The organism is Novosphingobium barchaimii LL02, assembly GCF_001046635.1.
Classification (GTDB): domain Bacteria; phylum Pseudomonadota; class Alphaproteobacteria; order Sphingomonadales; family Sphingomonadaceae; genus Novosphingobium; species Novosphingobium barchaimii.
The window spans coordinates 706,008-727,385 of record NZ_KQ130454.1 but is presented as its reverse complement, the minus strand read 5'-3'; the positions used below and the strand labels follow the sequence as shown (position 1 = coordinate 727,385).

Genomic DNA, 21,378 nt, shown 5'->3' with positions numbered 1-21,378 from the left:
CGGAGCCCGCCCTTTCAGGCCGCCACAGTGTCCTTGGCGGCCTTCTTGCCCTTGTCCTTCTTGCCGGTTGGCTCCGGTTCGAGGAGGGTCTGCACCGCCTTGGAAGTGGCGACCGTGCCCAATTCGGTAAGCGCGAAGAAGTTCGTCTCGATATCGGCCAGGTCGTAGAGGTAGTTCACCATGACCCCGTGTGACTGCTTCTGCCCATTGGCCGAAAGGTCGGCATTGGCATGGACAGCCTCCAGCCGCGCCCCGTTGCCGAGGTGGAAGCGGGCGACCGGGTCCACCGGCTGGTTGGCCTTGCCCTTGGCTTCCACCAGATAGCGGGCCGCCAGTTGGCGTAGTTCCCCGGCGCCCGGCAGCGCGGTATTGGCGGGCTGTTCCTTGGCCAGCCACTTGGCGAAAGCGGGCACCGGGGACAACGTGGCGAAGGTCTTGAGGTGCGGGAGCTCCTCCTTCAGCAAGCCGACCACGCGCTTGATGAGGTGGTTGCCGAAGGGAATGCCCTTGAGGCCGACCTGGCAGTTGCTGATCGAGTAGAATATCGCGCATGTTGCATCGCGCGGCGCAATAGTCTCACGCTCCTCGGCGATGATCTGGTGGATGGCGCCGGGGATCTGCGGGGTTAGCGCCACTTCCACGAAGATCAGAGGGTCGTCGGGCATCTGCGGGTGGAAGAAGCCGTAGCAGCGCCGGTCGACCGGCTCGACCCGGCGACGCAGATCGTCCCAGCCCTGGATCTGGTGTACCGCTTCGTAGCGGATGATGCGTTCGAGCAGTTGCGCGGAGCTGTCCCATCCGATTCGGCGCAGTTCGAGGAACCCCGCGTTGAACCAGGCGGTAAAGGCATTCTCCAGATCGCGGTCGAGCGCGGCGAGGCCGGGCGTGGAGGCGGACTTGGGCACCGCCAGCAGGTCTTCGCGCAGGCCGATGAGCCGCTGGGTGCCCTGCGGCGCGAGGTTGAGCTGGTTGATCAGCCGCCGACTGGGCGACTTGCTCGCGACATTGAGCGCCAGCGCCGAAGCCTCGTCGGGCTTTTCGGCCCATCTGGCGATGGCCTTGTCGATCGCCTTGGCGTCTGCCGGATGCAGATCATGGACTTTGCCCAGAAAATCCTGGCGAGCTTCCAAGTCGCTGGCTTCATAGAGGTCGAAAAAGGCCGAGGCCAGCGCTGGCCCCGACGCGCGTCCGCGAAGGGACAGCAGGGCGTCGGCGATCTCGAGCAGGCTTTCGCCGCTGTCATGGCGGGCCGCAACGCCGATCCCGCGTAGCAGCTTGCCGAGACCTGAGTTCATCAGCAGGTCAAGCGGATTGCGCCGCCGTGGATTCGCCGCTGCGCTCGCCGCTGAACCATCGGAGGGGGAGCGGGGCCGTGAAGTGTTCATGGTGTCTCGGGTCCTCTGCTGATGACCGCGCGAGGGTATCACTACTGCGCCTGCGAGAGAATACGGTGAAGCCGGGATGAGCCTGCCGAAAGCCGGCCCGAATGGCACAGATACAGGCGTTTTTGCCGTGCTGCAGCGCAGAAGCCGCCAGGGCGATCCGCCGGTTGTGCCGGCGCGGCGTTTCAAACGATCGCAGGCGAGCGCAAGAGAGTCGTTGACGAAACCCCACAGGTCGTGGCAATCGGCCCTCGCACGACGCGGCCCGCGACACCACAGGGCCGCATGAGCGGGTATAGCTTAGTGGTAAAGCTCCAGCCTTCCAAGCTGGCTATGCGGGTTCGATTCCCGCTACCCGCTCCAAGGCTTCCCAACATGTTGAAACGCCGCGAAAATCTGCCAATAAGGTATGGTTCCAGCGGTGGGGTGATGAACGGTCGATTTGGGGACTCGCGCATCCGTTCGTGCAGGTCTGCCGGGCTGAACGAAGCGTCGGTGTCGGCGATCAGCGCTTCGGCGAAAGCGACCTGGTCGATCGCCAGAGGGAAGCTGTCGGTCCGGGTTCGATCGGCAGCGCAGACGAACTTCAACTTATCGTTGGAACTCCGGGGTGACGGTGAAGCTCGCGCCGCCATCGGTGGGCGCCAGGGCAATCTCCAGGTGGTGGCGTTCGGCGATGGCGCGGCACAGAGCAAGGCCGAGTCCGGCGCCTTCCGTGCCGAAGCAGCTTTTACCCCGGCTGAACTTCTCGAAAATACTCTCGCGCTGGTCTTCTGGGATGCCCGGGCCGTCATCGCTGACGACCAGCCTTGGCCCCTTGCGCAGCTTGAGCCGGACGGTACCGCCGGGCGGTACGAATTTGAAGGCGTTGTCGAGCAGGTTGGTGATGAGCCGGGTGAGTTGCATTTCCTCACCGTCGATCGTCACTTCGGGTTCGATATCAAGTTGCAGGACGTGGCCCGATTCCTCGGCGCTGTCGGCGTAAAGCTCGCCCAGCCGGGCGGCCAGCGCGCTGAGGTCCACCGGGGCAAGGCCGTGGCGGTCGCCGCGCCGAGCCTCGCTGGCAGCAATATCGAGCAGCGATTCGAGCATACGGATGATGCCCCGGATCTCCGTGCGGGCATCGGCAATGCGTGCGGCGGTTTCCGCATCGGGCGTGGCCGCCAGTGCCTTCACCAGTCGGTTGTCGAGATGCATGAGGGGGGTGCGCATCTCGTGGGCGACGTGGTCGCTCGTCGCGCGGTGGGAGGCCGCCAGGCGCTTGAGCCGGGCGAGTGCATTGCCCGAATGGCTGGCCAGTTCGTCGATCTCGTCATGCCCGGCCGATCCGCGCGCCAGTTCTTCCAGCGCGGCATCGTCGGGTTGGCGGAAGGCGGCGTTGATCCGTTCAAGTCTTCCGGCCAGCCGGTGCGCGGCCGTCCAACCGCCCAGTGCCACGGCCAGCATGGCCAGCACGCCGCCGGTCAGGAACACCAGCGCAACCTGCCGCAGCAGCAGCCCCAGGTCGCGGTACTCGTGGGCGACCAGCAGCCGCAGGTTGGGGGCGAGCTGGGTGGAGCGCGCGAAGGCGCGGTTAGTGCCATCGATATATATGTCGGCCGATTCGGATGTTCCGGCGTGAAGGCCGGGCCAGCGGATAAGATCGCCTGCGATGCGCGCGCCTTGCGCATCGGCAAGCAGGTAGTGCGCGACATCCCCGTCCCGCTGCTGAAGGGCGAGGCGGTCGCCGATGCGTTTGGCCAGTTCGTCCTTGTCGCCGCTGGCGTAGATGTCGACCATGCCGGCAAGGTCGACGCCGACCGCGCGTTCCAGGGCCTGGCGGTTGGTGCGCTGGATCGTCGCATTGGTCAGCACCCACAGGCCGAACGTGATCGTTGCTGCCGTGATGATCGCCCAGACCACAATCTGGGCGAAGATGGAGTGGCGGATGACGAAGATGCGGCTCACCGGCCGTCCAGCAGCCTGTACCCCGATCCCCAGATCGTCTCCAGAGCCGGGCGGTCGAAGCCTTCTTCCAGCTTGCGGCGCAGGCGCCCGATGTTGACGTCGACGACGTTGGTCTGCGGGTCGAAGTTCATTTTCCACACGTCGCGCAGCAGCATCTCGCGGGTTAGCACTTCGCCCGCGTTTTCCATGAAATAGCGGAACAGCTCGAATTCCTTCGGGCTGAGCGAGAGGTGGCGGTTGTCGCGAAAGGCGGTGCGGGCTTTCACGTGGCATTCGAAGGCCCCGAACAGAATCACTGCGGAATGCTCGCGCCCGGAGGACCGGCGGTGCAGGGCGCGCAGTCGGGCGAGCAGTTCTTCGCCCTCGAAAGGCTTGGCGAGGTAATCGTCGGCGCCCGCGTCCAGCCCCTCCGCGCGGTCGGAGGTGCGACCAAGGGCGGAAAGCAGCAGGACCGGCGTGCCCACTCCGCTTTCGCGCAGGCGCGACAGGATCGTCAGCCCGTCGAGGTCGGGCAGCATGCGGTCGAGGATGATGACGTCGAAACGCTCGGCCCCGGCGCGTTTGAGGCCGTCGTTGCCGGTGGCGCACCATGTCAGCGTATCGCCGGACACGCCCGACAGTTCCGCGACTTGCGCGGCGGCACGCGAATCGTCCTCAATGTAAAGGATGTTCAGCCCGCCCATGACGCCGTCGTCTCCCTCATGGCGCCAAGCTCCCGTTCATGCCGCACACCGCGCGGCATCACGGTTGCCGTGCCGATGACAAGCCCAGGCCGCGAGTAATCCGCTCCCTCGCCTTCGGCCCGGTTACCCAGGAGCCTCGGCCTCGCATGGTACGTCTTTTTGCAAAATAAACTAAGGCCCCTGGCGGGTCGCCTGACAATGGCTGTTATGTCCTGCTCAGGAGGCCGGGACCTGCCGATGGCAGGCCGCCGGCCCCTTGCCCTGATCCGCCTCAGTGCGCCTGGGGCGCGGCTGCGGATGCGTCCACTGGCAGGCCACCCAGATCGGTTACCAGCTTCGTATAGGCGTCGAGATAGGCGAGCACGATGATCTGGCCGATCTGGGTGTTCTGGTAGCCGCCGCCGCCGACCCCGCCGAAAGTGCCGCCGAAGAAGCCCGCGCCGCCGCCGCCGAAGCTGACGTCGGATTTGCGAGCGTAACCCTCGGTCAAGGCTTCTTCCACAGTGGTGCGCGAATTGACGATCGAGAGGGTGACGTTGGCCTCGCCCTTCTTGATGTTGAGGCCGCCGGCGATGGCGCCGATGCCGCGTCCGAACATGCCGCCCACGCCGCCCAGCACGCCGCCAAGGCCGCCGCCGCCGGAGTTGTTGTTGGTCGAGACGATGTCGGGCTGGAGGAAGTAGTCGGCTGCCTTGATCTGGCCCTTGCCGATGTTCGAACCCTTCTGCAGTTCACCTTGCGCAGCCAAGGCGCGTTCCATCGCGCTGTTTTCAAGGCTGCGGCCGCGATTGACCAGGGTGAAGCAGCCGGACTTCTGCACGAAGACGCGCAGGATTGCTTCAGGGCTGCCCAGGCTCAGTTCGCGCCACCACTGGTTGTCGGGCTCCACGATGGCGACGCTGCCCAGCTTCTTGGTGCACATCGGAATGTTCTGGGTGCGGGTTTCCTGCTGCTTGCGGGCAGAGGACCTGTCGGCGGCAAGGCCAGGCGTTGCGGTCAGAGAAATGGCGAGCGCGGCAAGCGCGCAGACAGAGGTCTTCATGTCGATCGTTGCTCCCATTTAACCGCGCAGTAGTGGCGCGGAACGCCCGATCCCCTGGGCGACACGTCAGATAGGCCGCGACTGTGGCACGAACAAATGACGATGTCTGTGAGAAATTTTCCCTGCTTGTTCAATTGTTGGTGGGAGCGACAGCCATATTATCAATGAGTCGGGTAGTACCGATCCGCGCCGCGACCAGCAGGCGCATCGGCTTGTCGGCGCGCGCATCCAGCAGTCCCAGGTCGGCAGCCTCGCGAAGCTGGGCGTAATCGACCGTGTGGAAGCCGCCGGCAAGTATGTCCGTCTCCAGCTTCGCCAGCGCTGCAGGCACTGGAGCCCCGGATTCGATCCTGGCGATGGCGGCGCGCATGGCGTCGGGCAGGGCGACCGCGGCGGCGCGCTGCTGGGGTGACAGGTAGGCATTGCGTGATGACAGCGCGAGACCGTCCGCTTCGCGCACCGTCTCGACGCCCATGATCCTGTCCGCCGCCGGGCGCGTGAGGTCAAGGTCGCGGGCCATGCGGCGGATCACCGCCAGCTGCTGCCAGTCCTTCTGGCCGAACAGCGCGACATCGGGCAGGACCTGGTTGAACAGTTTGCCGACGACCGTGGCGACGCCGTCGAAGTGGCCGGGCCGGGCCGCGCCGCACAGCCCCTCGCTCACCCCGGCGACCGAGACGTTGGAGGCAAAGCCGGCCGGGTACATCGCCTCCACCGTGGGCGCCCACAGCACGTCCACGCCCTCTGCCACGAGGAGGCCGGCATCGCGCTCCAGCTGGCGCGGATAAGCGTCCAGGTCCTCACCCGCGCCGAACTGCAGGGGGTTCACGAAGATCGAGACGACCACGCTTTGCGCATGTTTGCGGGCCTCGCGCACAAGTGTCAGATGCCCTTCATGGAGCGCGCCCATCGTAGGCACCAGGGCAACTGGACCGGATGTGCGCAACTGCTCAATTGCACGGCGCAGTGGATCAAGGGTGTGGATGATTTGCATTGAGGTTCACTGCTCCAGTATGGTGGGCTTCGACCGGCTGGCGCGCCGGCCTTAGCCGCTGCGCGCTTCTGGGGGCAATTGAATTGAGCTGACGGACCGGCGTAGCTGGTCCGGGGTGAATTGAAACGGTCGGCCCCGCCGGGGCCGCTAGAAGAAAGCGTAACGGTTCCGTGACAGCGCATCGTATCGTCTTCGCCAATGAAAAAGGCGGCACCGGCAAGTCCACGACTGCCGTTCATGTCGCCATTGCGCTCGCCTATCAGGGCGCCAAGGTAGCGGCGATTGACCTCGACCACCGGCAGCGGACCTTGTACCGCTACCTCGAAAACCGCGTGGAGACAGAGCGTCGCCGCGAGATATCGCTGCCCGGCGCCCGCTTCGCGGTTTACGATGGCGACGATCTGGGCGAACTCGACGACCTCGCCGAGCAGATTGCCGAGGGCTACGATTTCCTCGTCTTCGACACGCCCGGCCGCGATGATGTCTTCGCCCGTCATGTCGCCACCACGGCCGACACGCTGGTGACGCCGCTGAACGACAGCTTCGTCGATTTCGACCTTCTCGGTCAGGTGGAGAGCGAGACCTTCAAGGTCAAGCGTCTGTCTTTCTACGCCGAGGTCATGTGGGAAGCGCGCAAGAAGCGCAGCCTCAAGACCCTGGCCGAAGGGCGGCGCGAACTTGACTGGGTGGTGGTCCGCAACCGCGTCCAGCACGTAGAGGCACGTAACATGCGCCGTATCGACGGCGCGCTTCAGGAACTGTCGAAGCGGGCGGGCTTCCGTATCGCCGGCGGCCTGTCCGAGCGCGTGATCTTCCGCGAACTGTTCCCCTCGGGGCTGACCCTGCTCGACAAGGGCTATCTGGGGGATCTGGGCACCAGCCACCTTGTTGCCCGGCAGGAGGTTCGTGGCCTGCTGGCCGGGCTGAACCTGCCTAAGCTGGTTCGCGCCGAAGATGAACCCGCGCTCACTGCTGCTGCCCGATGATAAAGCTGATCTGGCTCATCGCGCTGGGCTGTATCGTCTGGCGCATGATTAAAGGCCGTTGGCCCTGGCAGGGCAAGATCGCCGGCAAGACGGCGCCTTCGTTCGAGGCCGCACAGGCGCGCGCGCTTCTGGGCGTCGCCGCCAATGCCGACCGCCGCGAAATCGTGGAGGCACACCGCCGCCGCATCACCGCCGTCCACCCCGACCGCGGAGGAAGCAACGAACAGGTCCACGAGGCCAACGCCGCGCGCGACGTCCTGCTTGCCCAGCTCCCGGTCGACGTGTGAGGTGAGCCACCGCTTCGACCCGTCGGTGCTGCGCGAATACGACATCCGCGGCGTCGTCGGGCAGACGCTGGGGGAGGCTGACGCTTATGCCATCGGCCGCAGTTTTGGGACCGCGCTGCGCCGATCCGGCGGGCACCGGCTGGTGGTGGGCCGTGACGGCCGCCTCAGTTCTCCCATGCTGGAGCAGGCGCTGGTCGAGGGGCTGACGGCAAGCGGGGTGGACACGGTGCGCATCGGCCTTGCCGCCACGCCGATGCTCTACTTTGCCGAAGTGTCAGCCGAAGATGTGCAAGGCGGCATTCAGGTAACAGGCAGCCACAATCCCGCCGATCACAATGGTTTCAAGATGGTACTTGGCGGCCGGCCGTTTTTCGGGGCGGACATCCAGCGGCTTGGCGTCATGGCGGCGGCGGGAGACTGGGCCGAGGTCGAGTGCGAAGAACCCGCCGGACGCAGCGAACTGCAGGAATTCCTCCCACTCTACGTCGACCGGCTGATCGAGGGGCTTTCCGGTCTGGATACAGATCACGTTGCCGGCCTGCGCATCGGCTGGGACGCCGGCAACGGTGCTGCCGGACCCGCGCTGGAACTGCTGACTTCGCGGCTGCCGGGCGAACACCATCTGCTTTTCTCCGACGTGGACGGGCGGTTTCCCAATCACCACCCCGACCCCACGATCGAGGCGAACCTCGCAGACCTGCGCGCGCTCGTCGCGGTGAAGAACCTCCATTTCGGCGTGGCTTTCGATGGCGATGCCGACCGCATCGGGGTCATCGATGGGCAGGGCCGCGTGATCGACGCCGACCAACTGCTCATGATCTACGCCCGCGATGTGCTGGCCCGCCACCCCGGCGCCACGGTAATCGCGGACGTGAAGGCATCGGGCGCCGTCTACGACACCGTGCGGGCGCTGGGCGGGATCGCCGAGATGGCGCCTTCAGGGCATTCCCATATTAAGTCCAGAATGAAGGAAACGGGCGCGCTGCTCGGCGGCGAGACGAGCGGCCATTTCTTTCTGGGCGACGATTACTATGGCTTCGATGACGGCCTCTATGCCGCCGTGCGCCTGATCGCCGCGAGCGCGAGACTCGGCGCACCGCTGGCCCGGTTGCGCGATGCGATGCCCGCGATGTGCAACACCCCCGAGATACGCTTCGCCGTCCCGGAAGCACGCAAGTTCGCAGTGATCGAGGAGGTGCGCGCGAGGCTGATCGGAGCCGGGGCCGAGGTCAACGCCCTCGACGGGGTGCGTGTGACTGCCCCCGATGGCTGGTGGCTGCTGCGGGCCTCCAACACACAGGCCGCCCTGACCGCCCGCGCGGAAAGCGGCACGGATCAGGGGGTGGCGCGGCTGGTGGCTGAGATCGACCGGCAGCTGGCATTGTCCGGGGTGTCGCGGGGAGACGTTTGAAGGGGAAGAGCTGCGGCCATTGCCCTTAAACTTCCTCTTACCCTTCCCTAGCCACCTGAAACCCTGCAAACGACTGGTTCACCGGCATCACTTCAAGCGTGTTGATATTGACGTGCGCCGGCAGCGTGGCGACCCACAGCACGGTCTCGGCAATGTCCCCGCCGGTTAGCGGGTTGACGCCCGAATAGAACGTGTCCGACGCCTGCTGATCGCCGCCGTTGCGCACGACGGTGAATTCGGTTTCGACCATGCCCGGTTCGATCGAGGTCACGCGCACGCCGGTTCCCGACAGGTCCGAGCGCAGGCCCAGTGCGAACTGGCGCACGAAGGCCTTGGTGCCGCCATAGACGTTGCCGCCGGTATAGGGGTAGGTCGCCGCCACCGAGGAGAGCATCACGATCGCGCCCTTGCGTTCGATCAGGCCCGGCAGGAGCTTGTGCGTGAGCGAGGCGAGCGCGACGACATTGGTGTCGATCATCGTCTTCCAGTCGGCGATGTCGGCCTTCTGGGCAGCGGTGGCGCCCAGCGCGAGGCCGGCGTTGTTCACAAGGCAGTCGATTCCGGCGAAGGCTTCGGGCAGGGCGCCGAGAGCGGCGTCGCGGGCAGCTTCGTCGCGCACGTCATAGGCGCAGGCATGGAAGCGCTCGGCGCCGAATTCATCGGCCAGTGCCTGAAGGCGCTCGACGCGGCGTCCGGTGCCGACCACGCGCCAGCCGGCCGCGATGAAAGCGCGGGCGCAGGCTTCGCCAATCCCGGAGGTGGCGCCGGTAATGAATGCGGTCTTCATGGGATACTCCTTCAATCAGCGGAGAGGGCGGCCACATCCATGCGAAAGCTGCGTGCCTCGCCTGCTTGCAGCGAGATCACGCCCGGTTTTTCGCGGTAGTCGCCGGTGAAGCCGAGCGGGTCGGCGATGCCTTGCCATGGTTCGATGCACAAGTAGCCCGCGCCCGGCTTTTGCCAGATGCCCAGCATTGGCGTGTCGGGAAAGGCAATGGCGAGCTGTGCGCCGCCGGCAGCTCCGAAAGTCAGCGAGCGGCTGGCGAGATGGTCCCAGATCAGCGCATCCGCCTCGAACTGGGAGGCCTCGGGGTGCAGGAGGTGACCTTCGACGGGGGTGCGGACCGGCTCGGGCAAGACGAGGCCGGTTTCCGGTTCGATGCGGCGGATGGGCTGGGGCTCGTCGTGTTCGAAGGCGATCACATGATCGGACTTGGCCGCGCCGCCGGGCAGGGGCCAGGCGAAGGCGGGGTGGAAGCCGAAGCTGAAGGGCAGCGCTTCCTCGCCGGGGTTGGTGACGGTGGCCTGCATGTGCAGTTCAGTGCCGCTCAGGCGGAAGGCCATGTCGAGGACGAAGGCGAAGGGGTAGATGCGGCGCGTCGCGTCGCTGTCGGTCAGGCGGAAACGCACGTGGGCCGGACCGGCTTCGACGATTTCGAACATCGAGCGGCGTGCGAAGCCGTGCTTGGCCAGTTCGTATTCCTGCCCGTCGATGCGGTAACGGTCGCCGTTGAGGGCGCCGACGATCGGGAACAGCAGCGGTGCGTGGCCGGTCCAGAATGCCGGATCGGCATCGGTCATGTACTCCCGGCCCTGACGATCGGTGAGTGACCACAGCTCGGCCCCGAGCGGATTGATCCGGGCGGTGAGATCGCCGGAAGAGATGGTCACGAATTCCATGTCAGCCACCGGCGATCTCCTGTCCATTCAACCCCGCAGGACCGCGCCGAGCTTGGCGGCGGCGGCGGTTACCCTGTCGCCGATCGCCTTGAGGTCTTCGTCCTTGTAGCTCTTTTCGAGCGGCTGGAACGTGACTTCGAGGGCGAGCGACTTCTGGCCTTCGGGAACGCCCTGTCCGCGGAAGTCGTCGAAAAGGCGGGCCGCGACGATGTTCACCTTGTCCGCGCCCTGCACCGAGCGGACGAGGTCGGCGGCGGGCAGGCTGGCGGCGACGAGGAAGGCGTAATCGCGGGTCACCGCCTGCAGCGCAGGAGGCGCATAAGAGGTGCGGGCGAAAGTCGCCGCGCCCTTACGGCCCGGAATGGCGTCGAGATAGATCTCGGCCAGAGCCACAGGGCCGTCGATGTCGAACTGCCTGGCGATCCTGGGATGCAGCATCCCGAAACGTGCCAGCACGTTCTTGGGGCCAAGGCGCAGGGTGGCGGACTGGCCGGGGTGGAACTGCGGGCCGGCCTCTCCCATGACCTGCAGCTTGTCGACCGGCGCGCCGGCTTCGGCGAGCAGGGCCATGACTTCGGCCTTGGCGTCATAGGCGTCAAAAGCAGCGGCCTTGCCAGTCGCCCAGCCGCGCGGGGTCTTTTCGCCCGCCAGCACGAGACCGAGCGCAAGGCGTTCGTCGCTCGCTCCGCCCGGGCCGCGCAGATAGCGGCGGCCGATTTCGAACAGGCGCAAGGCAGACGCACCGCGATCAAGGTTGCGCCGGGCCGCCATCAGCAGGCCGGGCAGCAGCGATGGGCGCATGGCTTTCATGTCCTCGCTGATCGGGTTGGCAAGCACCCAGGGCTCGCCTTCCGCAAATGCCAGCGCCGGCGCTTCGGGCAGGAACGACCAGGTGACGGCTTCCTGAAGCCCGCGCGCGGCAGCGGCGCGGCGCACTCGGCGCTCAAGGGTCTGCGCAGGCGTGGCGGTGGGCAGGGCCACACCTTCCGCGCGCGGCAGGGGCACGCTCTCGACCTTGTCGAGGCCGTGGATACGCACGATTTCCTCGACGATGTCGGGCGCGCCGTCGACGTCGGGGCGCCAGCCAGGGACGGTGACCGCCCAGCCGTCAGCCTCGACCACCGAGAAGCCGAGGCTTTCGAGGATGCGCTTCTGCTCGGCGGGGTTGACGGCGACGCCGCCCAGCTTCGCGACCAGCGAAGGCTCGAAGTGGACGATCCTGGGCGTGCTTGGCGCCGCGCCCGCGCGCACGACTTCGGACACTTCACCGCCGCAAAGCTTCACGATCAGCCCGGTCAGCAGCGCCATGCCGGTGTCGAGAAACTGCGGGTCGATCCCGCGCTCGAAGCGGCCACGCGCATCGGAGGTGAGGTTGAGCTTGCGGCCCGTCTTCGCGATGCGGGTGGGGTCGAAGTAGGCGATTTCGAGCAGGATGTCGGCGGTGTCATCGCCGCATCCGGAATGCTGGCCGCCCATGATGCCCGCGATATCGTGGGCGCCGGCCTCGTCGGCGATCACCGTCATTTCGGCGTCGAGGGTGTAGGTCTTCTCGTTCAGCGCGACGACCGTCTCGCCCTCGCCCGCACGCCGCGCGGTGACGGCGCCGCTCAGCTTCGCAAGGTCATAGGCGTGGGCCGGGCGCCCGAAGGCGAGCATGATGAAGTTGGTCGCATCGACCAGCGCCGAAATCGGTCGTTGACCGGCGGACTTCAGCGCATCCTGCAGCCACTGCGGCGAAGGGCCGTTCTTCACGCCCTTGATGACGCGGCCGTAGAATGCCGGGCAGCCTTCGGCGTCATCGGTGCGGACCTCGACCGGGCAGGGGAAGGTGCCGGGAATATCCTCGACCGGAAGCGGATTGAGCGTGCCGATGCCGGCCGCCGCAAGATCGCGGGCGATGCCATAAAGGCCCATGCAGTCCGGCCGGTTGGGGGTGATCGCCACGTCGATGACCGGGTCGGCGCCATGATACTGCGCGAAGGGCGTGCCGATGGGCGCGTCCTCGGGCAGTTCGATGATGCCGTCGTGGTCCTCGCCCAGTTCCAGCTCGCGGGTAGAGCACATCATGCCGTTCGATTCGACACCGCGAATCGCCGACTTCTTGAGCACCATGCCGTTGGCCGGCACCGTCGCGCCGGGCAGGCCCAGCACGCCGATCATGCCGGCGCGGGCATTGGGGGCGCCGCACACGACCTGCAGCGGCGCGCCGTCACCCGTATCGACGGAAAGGACCTGCAGTTTGTCCGCATCGGGATGGCGCGCGGCTGTCAGCACCTTGGCGACGCGGAAGCCTTCCAGCTTCTCGGCCGGGTCCTCGATGCCTTCGACTTCAAGGCCGATGGCGTTGAGAGTGGCGGCGATCTGCTCGATCGTCGCATCGGTTTCCAGGTACTGCTTGAGCCAGGAGAGCGAGAACTTCATCTAAATATCCTTTCCGCTCAGACCGGCGTGCCAACGCCGCCCGAAAGGGTCGGCACGTCGAGGGCGGAGAATCCGTAGTGGGAGAGCCAGCGCACATCGCCGTCGAAGAAGGCGCGCAGATCGTCCATGCCGTATTTCAGCATGGCAAGTCGGTCGACGCCGATGCCGAAGGCGAAGCCCTGCCATTCGTCGGGATCGAAACCTCCCGCCGTAACGACGTGGCGGTTGACCATGCCGCTGCCCAGCACTTCCATCCAGGCATGGCCCGGCGCATCGCCCGAACCGCCCACCACGCGGCGCCCCCCGGTGCTGGAGTAGCCGACATCGACCTCGATCGAAGGCTCGGTGAAGGGAAAGTAGCTGGGGCGCAGGCGCAGGACGATATCGTCGCGCTCGAAAAAGGCCTTGAGGAAGGCCTCCAGCGTCCACTTCAGATGGCCCAGGTGGATGCCCTTGTCGATGACCAGGCCCTCGATCTGATGGAACATCGGGGTGTGGGTGGCGTCGCTGTCCGAACGGTACACGCGGCCCGGCGCGACGATGCGCAGCGGGGCGCCGCCCGGATTGGCTTTCGCCGTCTCGATCATCGAGCGGATCTGCACCGGCGAGGTATGCGTGCGCAGCAGCATCTCGCGGCCGGCTTCGTTCCTGTCCGGGAAGTAGAAGGTGTCATGCATCGCGCGGGCCGGGTGGCTTTCCGGCATGTTGAGCGCGGTGAAGTTGTGCCAGTCGTCCTCGATCTCGGGCCCGGTGGCGACGGCGAAGCCGAGGTCAGCAAAGACTTCCGCCAGTTCATCCATCACCTGAGAGATCGGGTGGACGGCGCCGCGTGGGCTGGCCGGGGCGGGGAGCGAGAGGTCGATCGTCTCGGCAGCAAGGCGCGCGTCGAGCGCGGCGGTTTCCAGCGCGTCCTTTCGGGCGGCAAGGGCCTCGGTCACACTTTCGCGCAGGCCCTGAATCTTGGGGCCTTCGATCTTGCGTTCCTCGGGATCGAGCTTGCCCAGCGTCTTGAGCAGGCCGGAGATCGAGCCCTGCTTGCCCAGAAATTCGATGCGCAGGGACTCCAGCGTATCGAGATCGTCAGCGCCCGCTATCCGCGAGAGCGCCTCCTGGCCGGTTGCTGCATAGTCCACTGGTCGTCCGCCTGCTTGATTAGGGAATATTCGATGCCGTGCTCCTTAGGGAGAAGGGGCGCGGATCGCAACGGAAGAGGGGACGATGCGATAGTGGAACGCCCAGACGCGAAAAGGGCGCGAACGGCATATGCCATCCGCGCCCTTTTCATCACGCTGCAAGCGCGAGCGGCGTTGTTACGCCGCTGTGGGCAGGGCTGCCTTCGCCTGAGCGATGACGGTGCTGAACACGCCGCCTTCGTTCATGGCAAGGTCGGCCATGGTCTTGCGGTCCAGTTCGATCCCGGCAAGCTTGGTGCCGTGGATGAACTGCGAGTAGGTCAGGCCTTCAGCGCGGACAGCCGCGTTGATGCGCTGGATCCAGAGAGCGCGGAAAGTGCGCTTCTTGATCTTGCGGTCACGATACGCATACTGGCCGGCCTTTTCGACAGCCTGGCGAGCGACGCGGATCGTATTCTTGCGGCGGCCACGGTAGCCCTTGGCCTGCTCGAGAATACGCTTGTGCTTGGCGCGGGTGGTTACACCCCTTTTGATACGGCTCATTGGTTAGTACTCCTCAGTTGAGCCCGTAGGGCGCCCACTTCTTGATCGTCTTCGCGTCGGCGTCAGAAATGACGTCGGTGCGGCGATTCTGGCGGATGTACTTACCGTTGTGGTTCATCAAGCGGTGACGCTTGCCGGCCACGCCGTGCTTGATCTTGCCGGTCGCGGTGAGGCGAAAGCGCTTCTTCACGCCGCTCTTGGTCTTCAGTTTGGGCATTTGCGTCTCCTTTGTCAGGGACACGTCCCGTCGGCCATGGCAGCCCTTTTCGCCAGGCCGACCCGCGAATCTCTTTGAAAAGACTCATCCGTGTCGATTGAAGCGCCGGCCCTTAGTGGGGAGGAAGGCGAAAGGCAAGCGCTGTACGCACCCGGCGCCTTACAAGGCGGAGAAAGCCTTGCGGTGGCCGGTGCGCAGCCAGTCGAGGAAGTCGCCGCCGGGGATCACCGGCGCTCCGGGCGGCAAGGCGGCGCACCAGAGATAGACCTGCGCGGAGACCTCTCCCCCGGATGCGATCCGGGCGGTAGCGGCCTCGCGGCGGTACTCCGCGCCTTCATAACGGTCCAGCAGCGCCAGATCGCCCGCCTCCAGCCGCACGGTGCATAAGGTGCCATGTACAATCTCATCGCCCGAGGCAGGCAGCAGCGCCGGAAACCAGCCGCTGCCGCCGTGAATGCCGTAGAGGCGTCCGGGTATCGTCGCCTGATCGCTGCGGACCAGACGCGCCGCCAGCCAGTCGCCCATCTGCGTCCCGGCGCGGGGTTGCAGGGTGCCGTAGACGAACAGCCGCAGGGCGTGCGTCATGTTCTCAGTGGTGATGGCAGGCCATCGCCTCGACGACGTCCTCCAGCCGTGCTGGATCGCCGATCGCGAGGACATGACCGTCCGATTCGATGTTGAGCGGCTCGCCGTTCCAGTCGCACATGGTCCCGCCGGCGCCTTCGACGACCGGCACCAGCGCCGCCCAGTCGTGCAGCTTGAGGCCCGCTTCGCAGACGAGGTCGATGTGGCCGCTGGCGAGGAGGCCATAGTTATAACAGTCACCCCCCATCATCATGCGCTTGTGGTCCGTCTTGGCCGCAAGCGTCATGAAGTGCTGGCCCTCGTGCTCGTCGAAGTATTGCGGGCCGGTGGTGGCGAGCATCATCTCGGAAAGCTCGCGGCAGGGGCGGGTGCGGACCTCGCGGCCGTTGAAAGTGGTGGCGTAGCCGCTGGCGCCGACCCAGCGTTCCCTCAGGATCGGCTGGTCGATAATGCCCAGCACCGGCCAGCCATCCACCAGCAGCGCGATCAGGGTGCCGAAGATCGGGCGTCCGCCGATGAACGAGACGGTGCCGTCGATCGGATCGAGCACCCAGGTCCGGTTCGATGCCCCTTCCTCGGTGCCGAATTCCTCGCCGATGATGGTGTCGCGCGGGACTTCTGCCTTGAGGATGCGGCGCATGGCCTCTTCGGCGGCGCGGTCGGCGACCGTCACCGGCGAGGCGTCGGGCTTGCGCTCGGCGCCGATGCCCGTGCGGAAGTGGGGGCGAATCGCTTCTCCCGCTGCGTCGGCAAGGCGGAGGGCAAGGGCGATATCCTGTTCGATCTTCATCGCGCTGCTGTGCCTTCCCGGCGCCCGTATGGTCAAGGTTACAGGTTTGAAACCGGCGGACCTGTAAAATAATATCAGGAATCTAACAGCACTTGTGGTTTTTCGTGCATTGCCGCGCCTTTGCGGCGCAAGTATCGCGGTGTTTGGGCATTCGCAGCAAGAGTGGGCATGCAGCGTAAGAACAGCCCTGCGGTAGATTCTACGATCGCGCCGCAACAGGGCATCACAAGGGACGGGCAACCCCTGTCGTACAACCGAGCACCGGCGGCGGACCTGGCTCCATGGATCGCGCGTTTGTATGTCACGATAGTCCAGGCGCCGGCCGACTACACACTGTCGTGCGGGTTGTTCAACGACACGGCCTGCGTCCGTATCCAACTGGCCGGAGAGTGGACCGCCGAAGCCGCGACCGGGACAGAGCGCTATGGACGGGCGGCGATCTTCTTCGGCCCGCAATCGCGCCGGATGCCAGTTTCCGTCACCGGCAGCTTCACCAGCATCGGCATGGCGATCCGCCCCGGTGCATGCACTGCGCTCCAAGGGCCCCGCGTGGGGGATTTCATCGACCGGCTGGTGCCCTCGGGTGTCGTAGGCACGCCTTCGGACCGGCTGCTGGATCTGTTCGCGCCGGATGCCTCCTCCGAGGAATGGCTGGAATCGCTCGAAGGCCAGCTGCGCAAACGGGTGGAGCATCTGGGCGGCAGCCTGCCAGACCCCATCTCGTCGCGATTTGAGGAGATCACCTTCCGTGACCCAGGCATGTCGGTAAGCGATGCGGCCGCTGAATGCGGGGTTGAGCGGCGCAAGCTCGAACGTGTGGTCAGCCGTGATTTCGGCATGGCGCCCAAGCAGGTGCTGCGCCGCGCCCGTGCGCTCGACATGGCAAGCCACCTGCGCGGCGTCGCCGATGCGCGTGAGGGAGAAGAGATCGCCCTGCGCTATTACGACGAAAGCCACCTGATCCATGAATTCACGGAATTGTTCGGCATGTCGCCGCGTCAGTTCGTCAAGACGCCGCAGCCGATCCTCACGCTTGCGCTGGAATCGCGCCAGGCCCGCCGGCTGGAAGCGCTGCACCGGATAGAGCCTGGCCAGAGCCGGCCCTGGGAGTGAGAGCGGCCTTGGTCTTGCAAAAGAAAAAACCCAGAGCAGCGTAAACTGCCCTGGGTTTTGAAAATGGTTTGTAGCGGGAGGGAAGCCTTCCCGCCTTGCCTCAGTCGAAGAGGCTGGAAACCGAGCTTTCATCGGCGATACGGCGGATAGCTTCGCCGATCAGCGGCGCGATGGTCAGGATGCGGACCTTGTCCGAATCCTTGGCGGCATCGGTTGCCTGGATCGAATCGGTGATGACCAGTTCCTTGAGCGCCGAATTGGTCACGCGCGAAACCGCAGCTCCCGACAGGACGCCGTGGGTGATGTAGGCGGTGACGCTGGCCGCTCCCTCGTTCATCAGGGCCTGCGCGGCGTTGCAAAGGGTGCCGCCCGAGTCGATGATATCGTCGATCAGGATGCAGGCGCGGCCCTTGACGTCGCCGATGATGTTCATGACTTCCGACTGGCCGGGACGGTCGCGGCGCTTGTCGACGATCGACAGCGGTGCGTTGTCGAGGCGCTTGGCCAGCGCGCGGGCGCGGACCACGCCGCCGACGTCGGGCGAAACCACCATCAGCGACTGGTCGCCGTAGCGGGCCTGGATGTCGGCCGCCATGACGGGGGCTGCGAACAGGTTATCGGTCGGGATGTCGAAGAAGCCCTGGATCTGGCCGGCGTGCAGGTCGACGGAGAGCACGCGGTCGGCACCGGCTTCGGTCATCAGGTTGGCGACCAGCTTGGCCGAGATCGGCGTGCGCGGTCCGGGCTTGCGGTCCTGGCGGGCATAGCCGAAATAGGGAACCACGGCCGTTATGCGCCGGGCAGAGGCACGGCGCAGCGCGTCTATGCCGATCAGCAGTTCCATCAGGTTGTCGTTGACGGGGTAGCTGGTGGGCTGGACCACGAAGACGTCCTCGCCGCGCACGTTCTCGTGAATCTCGACGAAGATTTCCTCGTCGGCGAAGCGGCGCACGCTGGCATCGGTGAGCGGCAGCTCAAGATAGGCCGCGATGGCGCGGGCGAGCGGCAGGTTGCTGTTGCCGGACATGATCTTCATGGCGAATCCCCGTGACGGTTCCTGGACGGACGGTCGATGGCGCCCGCCCTGTAGTGATGCGTCATGCGATTGCAATAGTGGGAGGCGGTTTTTCACCGCTCCGCGGCGGGACTCGCAAAAGTGAAAGGCCGGACCCGAGGCGCCCCGGATCCGGCCTTTCGCGTTTCCTGCCAGTAGCTTGCATCAATCAGGTGCGGTGTTCGCCCCTGATCCAGCGCACGGTGCCCGAACTGGCGCGCATCACCACACTCTCTGTCGTCATCCTGCCGCCCTTGCGGTGCTTGACGCCTTGCAGCAGCGAACCGCTGGTCACGCCGGTGGCCGCGAAGATGCAGTCCCCCTTGGCGAGGTCTTCCAGCTTGTAGATCTTGTTCAGGTCCTCGATGCCCCACTTGCGGGCGCGCAGACGCTCGTCCTCGTTGCGGAACACCAGGCGGCCGTTGAACTGGCCGCCCACGCAGCGCAGCGCCGCCGCGGCCAGCACGCCTTCGGGCGCGCCGCCCGAACCCATGTACATGTCGATCGTGGTGTCTTCGTCGGTCACCGCAATCACGCCCGCGACGTCGCCGTCGCCGATCAGCACGACGCCGCAGCCGATGCTGCGCAGTTCGGCGATCAGCGCCTCGTGACGCGGGCGGTCGAGGACGCAGACGATGATGTCGGCCGGCTTCACGCCCTTGGCCGCCGCCACCGCCGTCACGTTCTCGGTGGGGGTCCTGGCCAGGTCGATGATGCCGTCCGGGTAGCCCGGGCCCACTGCCAGCTTGTCCATGTAGACATCGGGCGCGTTGAGCAGGCCGCCTTGTTCCGCTGCCGCCAGCACCGCCATCGAATTGGGGCCGGCCTTGGCGGCGATCGTGGTGCCTTCCAGCGGATCGAGCGCGATGTCGATCTTCGGCCCCGTACCCGGCGCGCCGCCGACCTTTTCACCAATGAAGAGCATCGGCGCTTCGTCGCGTTCCCCCTCGCCAATCACGACGGTACCGTCCATATAGAGTTCGTCGAAGGCCTTGCGCATCGCTTCGACGGCGGCATGATCGGCCGCCTTCTCGTCTCCGCGGCCGATGAGGTAGGACGCGGCAATGGCCGCGGCTTCGGTGACGCGCACCATTTCCAGGACGAGAACCCGGTCGAGTACCTTGCTTGCGGGGGTCATGTTTTCGGGCATGTTCACTCCGGAGTAATCCAGGGAGGAAAAAGGTTCGGATCGCTTAGACAGAGGAATTTGAGTTGTCGAGAAGCTGGATTTACCTTTTTGCAATCGTGGTCTTAGCCCCCGTTCCGGCGATTGCGCAGACGGCTTCCGCAGGTCCATCCGATGCGGACCGGGCGCTTGCCGAAAAGATGCTGGGCGCCGGCGGCCGGATCACCCCGGACAAGACGCATAACGAATGCGCCAACCCCACGCGCCAGAACGAGATCGTGGTCTGCGCGCCCGATCAGGACCAGTTCCGGATGCCGTCCACTGCCGATTCCGACCCCACCTCGGATCAGGCGCTCAAGGATGGGAGGCTGCATACCCCCGACGTTGCCGGGGGCGGTATCTTCAAGGGCAAGGCCACAGCCACGTTCGGCTCTGTCGAGCGGCCCTATATCATCGATCTGTCGACGATCCCGATGGCCCCGGCTGGTTCGGACGCCGACAAGATCGCCAAGGGCGAAATCCGGGCTCCACGATAATCGGGCTTTACTGTCCTCCCCGTGGATGGGGAGGACAGGTTGGCTGTATCAGGCGCCGATGATCTGCATCACCAGCGGGCGCCCGGCGAGGCTGTCGGATCCGTCGAGGATGCGCATGGCCTCGGTTACCGCGCTTTCGGGGCCCGGGTGCGTGACCACGGCGAGGATCACTTCGCCGTCCTGGTCAGGGTCGCCCTTCTGGATCAGGCTCTCTATCGAAACGCCGGCATCGCGCATGGCGGCGGTGATGTCCGCCAGCACGCCCGGACGATCGGGCACGGTGAAGCGGATATACGAGCTGCCCACGCGGTGGCCGGACGAAGCCGGTTCCATCGCTTCCAGTTCGGCGGCGGGCATCGCGAAGGCGGGGCCCTTCTCGCCCTTGGCGATGTCGATGATGTCGGCAACCACCGCGCTGGCGGTCGGTCCGTCACCGGCGCCTGCGCCCTGGAACAGCAGGCGGCCCATGAAATTGCCCTCGGCGACGACCGCATTGGTTGCGCCGTCGACATGGGCCAGCGGGTGGTCGATCGGCACCAGATGCGGACGCACACGCTGGAACAGGCGAGCGCTGCCATTGGTGCCGTCGATCCCGGCCATGCCGATCAGGCGGATGACGTAGCCCAGCGCGCGGGCCTGCTCGATATCGGCGGCCTTCACGCGGCTGATACCCATCGTTTCCACCGCATCGAAGCGCAGGCGCGTTCCAAAGGCGATCGCGGCGAGGATCGAGAGCTTGTGCGCCGCGTCGATGCCTTCGATATCGAAGGTCGGGTCGGCTTCGGCATAGCCCATCCGCTGCGCATCGGCGAGCACGTCCGCGAAGTCGCGGCCGGTGTCTTCCATGGTGGAGAGGATGTAGTTGCAGGTGCCGTTGAGGATTCCGTAGACCCGCTCGATGGCATTGGCGGCCGCGCCTTCGCTCAGCCCCTTGATGACCGGGATGCCCCCGGCCACTGCCGCCTCGAATTTGAGCGCGACGCCGGCCGCTTCGGCCGCTGCGGCCAGTTCCAGCCCGTGGTGCGCGATCATCGCCTTGTTGGCGGTGACCAGGCCCTTGCCGCCCGCAATCGCGTTGCGGGCCAACGCCAGGGCCGGGCCGTCAGACCCGCCGACCATCTCCACCACCACGTCGACATCGGCGCGCGCGGCGAGGGCGGCAGTGTCGTCCTCCCAGTCGTAGCGCGAGAGGTCGACGCCGCGATCCTTGGTGCGGTCGCGCGCGCTAACCGCCGCAATGCGGATCGGGCGGCGGGCGCGGCGGGCAATCAGCTCCGCGTTGGTCTCGATGAGGCGGACGACGCCACTGCCGACGGTTCCCAGTCCGGCAAGCGCGATATTGAGCGGTTCGACCATGCAAGCTCCTTTTCGGGAGCGCGCCGTAAGCCAGGCTGGCGGGAATTTCCAGCGCCTTGGACGATCCCGGTGTCCCAGGCCTCGCCCGGGAC

Annotated in this window: 21 protein-coding genes and 1 tRNA gene; 6 read left to right on the top strand and 16 right to left on the bottom strand. The window is 66.0% G+C overall.

The genetic code is table 11. From position 1 onward, the window contains the following. Positions 1–14 precede the first annotated feature (14 nt). On the bottom strand, positions 15–1,295 hold the full coding sequence (locus V474_RS13990) for a malonyl-CoA decarboxylase (protein ID WP_236711269.1): 1,281 nt from the start codon (positions 1,293–1,295) through the stop codon (positions 15–17). A gap of 376 nt (positions 1,296–1,671) precedes the next feature. On the opposite strand from V474_RS13990, the gene V474_RS13985 reads away from it, so the two are divergent. Then, positions 1,672–1,745 (top strand) — tRNA-Gly (locus V474_RS13985). A 228-nt stretch (positions 1,746–1,973) separates the two neighbouring features. On the opposite strand, the gene V474_RS13980 is transcribed toward V474_RS13985, so the two are convergent. The 4 genes from V474_RS13980 to panC form a co-directional block, all read right to left on the bottom strand. Then, on the bottom strand, positions 1,974–3,329 hold the full coding sequence (locus V474_RS13980) for a sensor histidine kinase (protein WP_059152042.1): 1,356 nt from the start codon (positions 3,327–3,329) through the stop codon (positions 1,974–1,976). After that, a complete protein-coding gene (locus V474_RS13975; RefSeq protein WP_059152041.1) occupies positions 3,326–4,012 on the bottom strand; it encodes a response regulator transcription factor in 687 nt (228 codons plus the stop codon). Before V474_RS13975 ends, V474_RS13980 begins: the two co-directional genes overlap by 4 nt. Positions 4,013–4,283: 271 nt before the next feature. Further along, positions 4,284–5,054, bottom strand: coding sequence for a CsgG/HfaB family protein (locus V474_RS13970; protein ID WP_059152040.1), 771 nt, complete (start codon positions 5,052–5,054; stop codon positions 4,284–4,286). A 130-nt stretch (positions 5,055–5,184) separates the two neighbouring features. After that, the gene (gene panC / locus V474_RS13965) at positions 5,185–6,048 is read right to left on the bottom strand and encodes a pantoate--beta-alanine ligase (protein ID WP_059152039.1); all 864 of its coding nucleotides are present in this window, start codon (positions 6,046–6,048) and stop codon (positions 5,185–5,187) included. A gap of 170 nt (positions 6,049–6,218) precedes the next feature. Between panC and V474_RS13960 the strand changes: the two genes are divergently transcribed. From V474_RS13960 to pgmG, 3 genes are read left to right on the top strand one after another with little or no spacing between them, the layout of a single operon-like run. Then, a complete protein-coding gene (locus V474_RS13960; RefSeq protein ID WP_059152038.1) occupies positions 6,219–7,034 on the top strand; it encodes a division plane positioning ATPase MipZ in 816 nt (271 codons plus the stop codon). Further along, complete coding sequence (locus tag V474_RS13955) at positions 7,031–7,321, top strand: J domain-containing protein (RefSeq protein ID WP_059152037.1); 291 nt, start codon at positions 7,031–7,033, stop codon at positions 7,319–7,321. The genes V474_RS13960 and V474_RS13955 overlap by 4 nt, the downstream gene beginning before the upstream one ends. Position 7,322: 1 nt before the next feature. Continuing rightward, complete coding sequence (gene pgmG, locus V474_RS13950) at positions 7,323–8,732, top strand: phosphoglucomutase/phosphomannomutase PgmG (RefSeq protein WP_059152036.1); 1,410 nt, start codon at positions 7,323–7,325, stop codon at positions 8,730–8,732. Positions 8,733–8,769: 37 nt separating this feature from the next. Here the strand turns inward: pgmG and V474_RS13945 are convergent, their stop codons facing one another. From V474_RS13945 to V474_RS13910, 8 genes are all read right to left on the bottom strand, one after another. After that, complete coding sequence (locus V474_RS13945; RefSeq protein ID WP_059152035.1) at positions 8,770–9,519, bottom strand: SDR family NAD(P)-dependent oxidoreductase; 750 nt, start codon at positions 9,517–9,519, stop codon at positions 8,770–8,772. 11 nt (positions 9,520–9,530) lie between these two features. Beyond that, a complete protein-coding gene (locus tag V474_RS13940) occupies positions 9,531–10,412 on the bottom strand; it encodes an aldose 1-epimerase family protein (protein WP_407938337.1) in 882 nt (293 codons plus the stop codon). A 27-nt stretch (positions 10,413–10,439) separates the two neighbouring features. Next, the gene (pheT, locus tag V474_RS13935; RefSeq protein WP_059152033.1) at positions 10,440–12,833 is read right to left on the bottom strand and encodes a phenylalanine--tRNA ligase subunit beta; all 2,394 of its coding nucleotides are present in this window, start codon (positions 12,831–12,833) and stop codon (positions 10,440–10,442) included. A 17-nt stretch (positions 12,834–12,850) separates the two neighbouring features. Next, on the bottom strand, positions 12,851–13,966 hold the full coding sequence (gene pheS, locus V474_RS13930) for a phenylalanine--tRNA ligase subunit alpha (protein ID WP_059152032.1): 1,116 nt from the start codon (positions 13,964–13,966) through the stop codon (positions 12,851–12,853). Positions 13,967–14,143: 177 nt separating this feature from the next. After that, a complete protein-coding gene (gene rplT, locus V474_RS13925; RefSeq protein ID WP_059152031.1) occupies positions 14,144–14,509 on the bottom strand; it encodes a 50S ribosomal protein L20 in 366 nt (121 codons plus the stop codon). 13 nt (positions 14,510–14,522) lie between these two features. Beyond that, on the bottom strand, positions 14,523–14,726 hold the full coding sequence (gene rpmI, locus V474_RS13920; protein ID WP_043977221.1) for a 50S ribosomal protein L35: 204 nt from the start codon (positions 14,724–14,726) through the stop codon (positions 14,523–14,525). A 159-nt stretch (positions 14,727–14,885) separates the two neighbouring features. Beyond that, positions 14,886–15,311, bottom strand: a complete 426-nt coding sequence (locus tag V474_RS13915; RefSeq protein ID WP_059152030.1) for a gamma-glutamylcyclotransferase family protein — start codon at positions 15,309–15,311, stop codon at positions 14,886–14,888. Between the two features lie 4 nt (positions 15,312–15,315). Next, positions 15,316–16,101 (bottom strand): inositol monophosphatase family protein, encoded by a 786-nt coding sequence (locus V474_RS13910; RefSeq protein ID WP_059152029.1) that lies wholly within the window; start codon positions 16,099–16,101, stop codon positions 15,316–15,318. Between the two features lie 168 nt (positions 16,102–16,269). Between V474_RS13910 and V474_RS13905 the strand changes: the two genes are divergently transcribed. Then, entirely contained in the window at positions 16,270–17,214 is a 945-nt protein-coding gene (locus tag V474_RS13905; RefSeq protein WP_059152028.1) for a helix-turn-helix domain-containing protein, read from the top strand. A 100-nt stretch (positions 17,215–17,314) separates the two neighbouring features. Here V474_RS13905 and V474_RS13900 read toward each other — a convergent pair whose 3' ends face one another. Together V474_RS13900 and glpX are read right to left on the bottom strand one after the other, a co-directional pair. Then, complete coding sequence (locus tag V474_RS13900; protein WP_043977216.1) at positions 17,315–18,250, bottom strand: ribose-phosphate pyrophosphokinase; 936 nt, start codon at positions 18,248–18,250, stop codon at positions 17,315–17,317. Positions 18,251–18,437: 187 nt separating this feature from the next. Then, positions 18,438–19,418: a class II fructose-bisphosphatase gene (glpX, locus tag V474_RS13895; RefSeq protein ID WP_059152027.1), complete on the bottom strand. Its 981-nt coding sequence runs from the start codon at positions 19,416–19,418 to the stop codon at positions 18,438–18,440. Between the two features lie 95 nt (positions 19,419–19,513). Between glpX and V474_RS13890 the strand changes: the two genes are divergently transcribed. Next, complete coding sequence (locus tag V474_RS13890) at positions 19,514–19,930, top strand: hypothetical protein (protein WP_236711268.1); 417 nt, start codon at positions 19,514–19,516, stop codon at positions 19,928–19,930. Between the two features lie 48 nt (positions 19,931–19,978). On the opposite strand, the gene V474_RS13885 is transcribed toward V474_RS13890, so the two are convergent. After that, positions 19,979–21,286 carry a homoserine dehydrogenase gene (locus V474_RS13885; RefSeq protein ID WP_059152026.1) on the bottom strand — a complete coding sequence of 436 codons (1,308 nt, stop codon included), beginning with the start codon at positions 21,284–21,286 and terminating at the stop codon, positions 19,979–19,981. Positions 21,287–21,378: the final 92 nt, after the last annotated feature.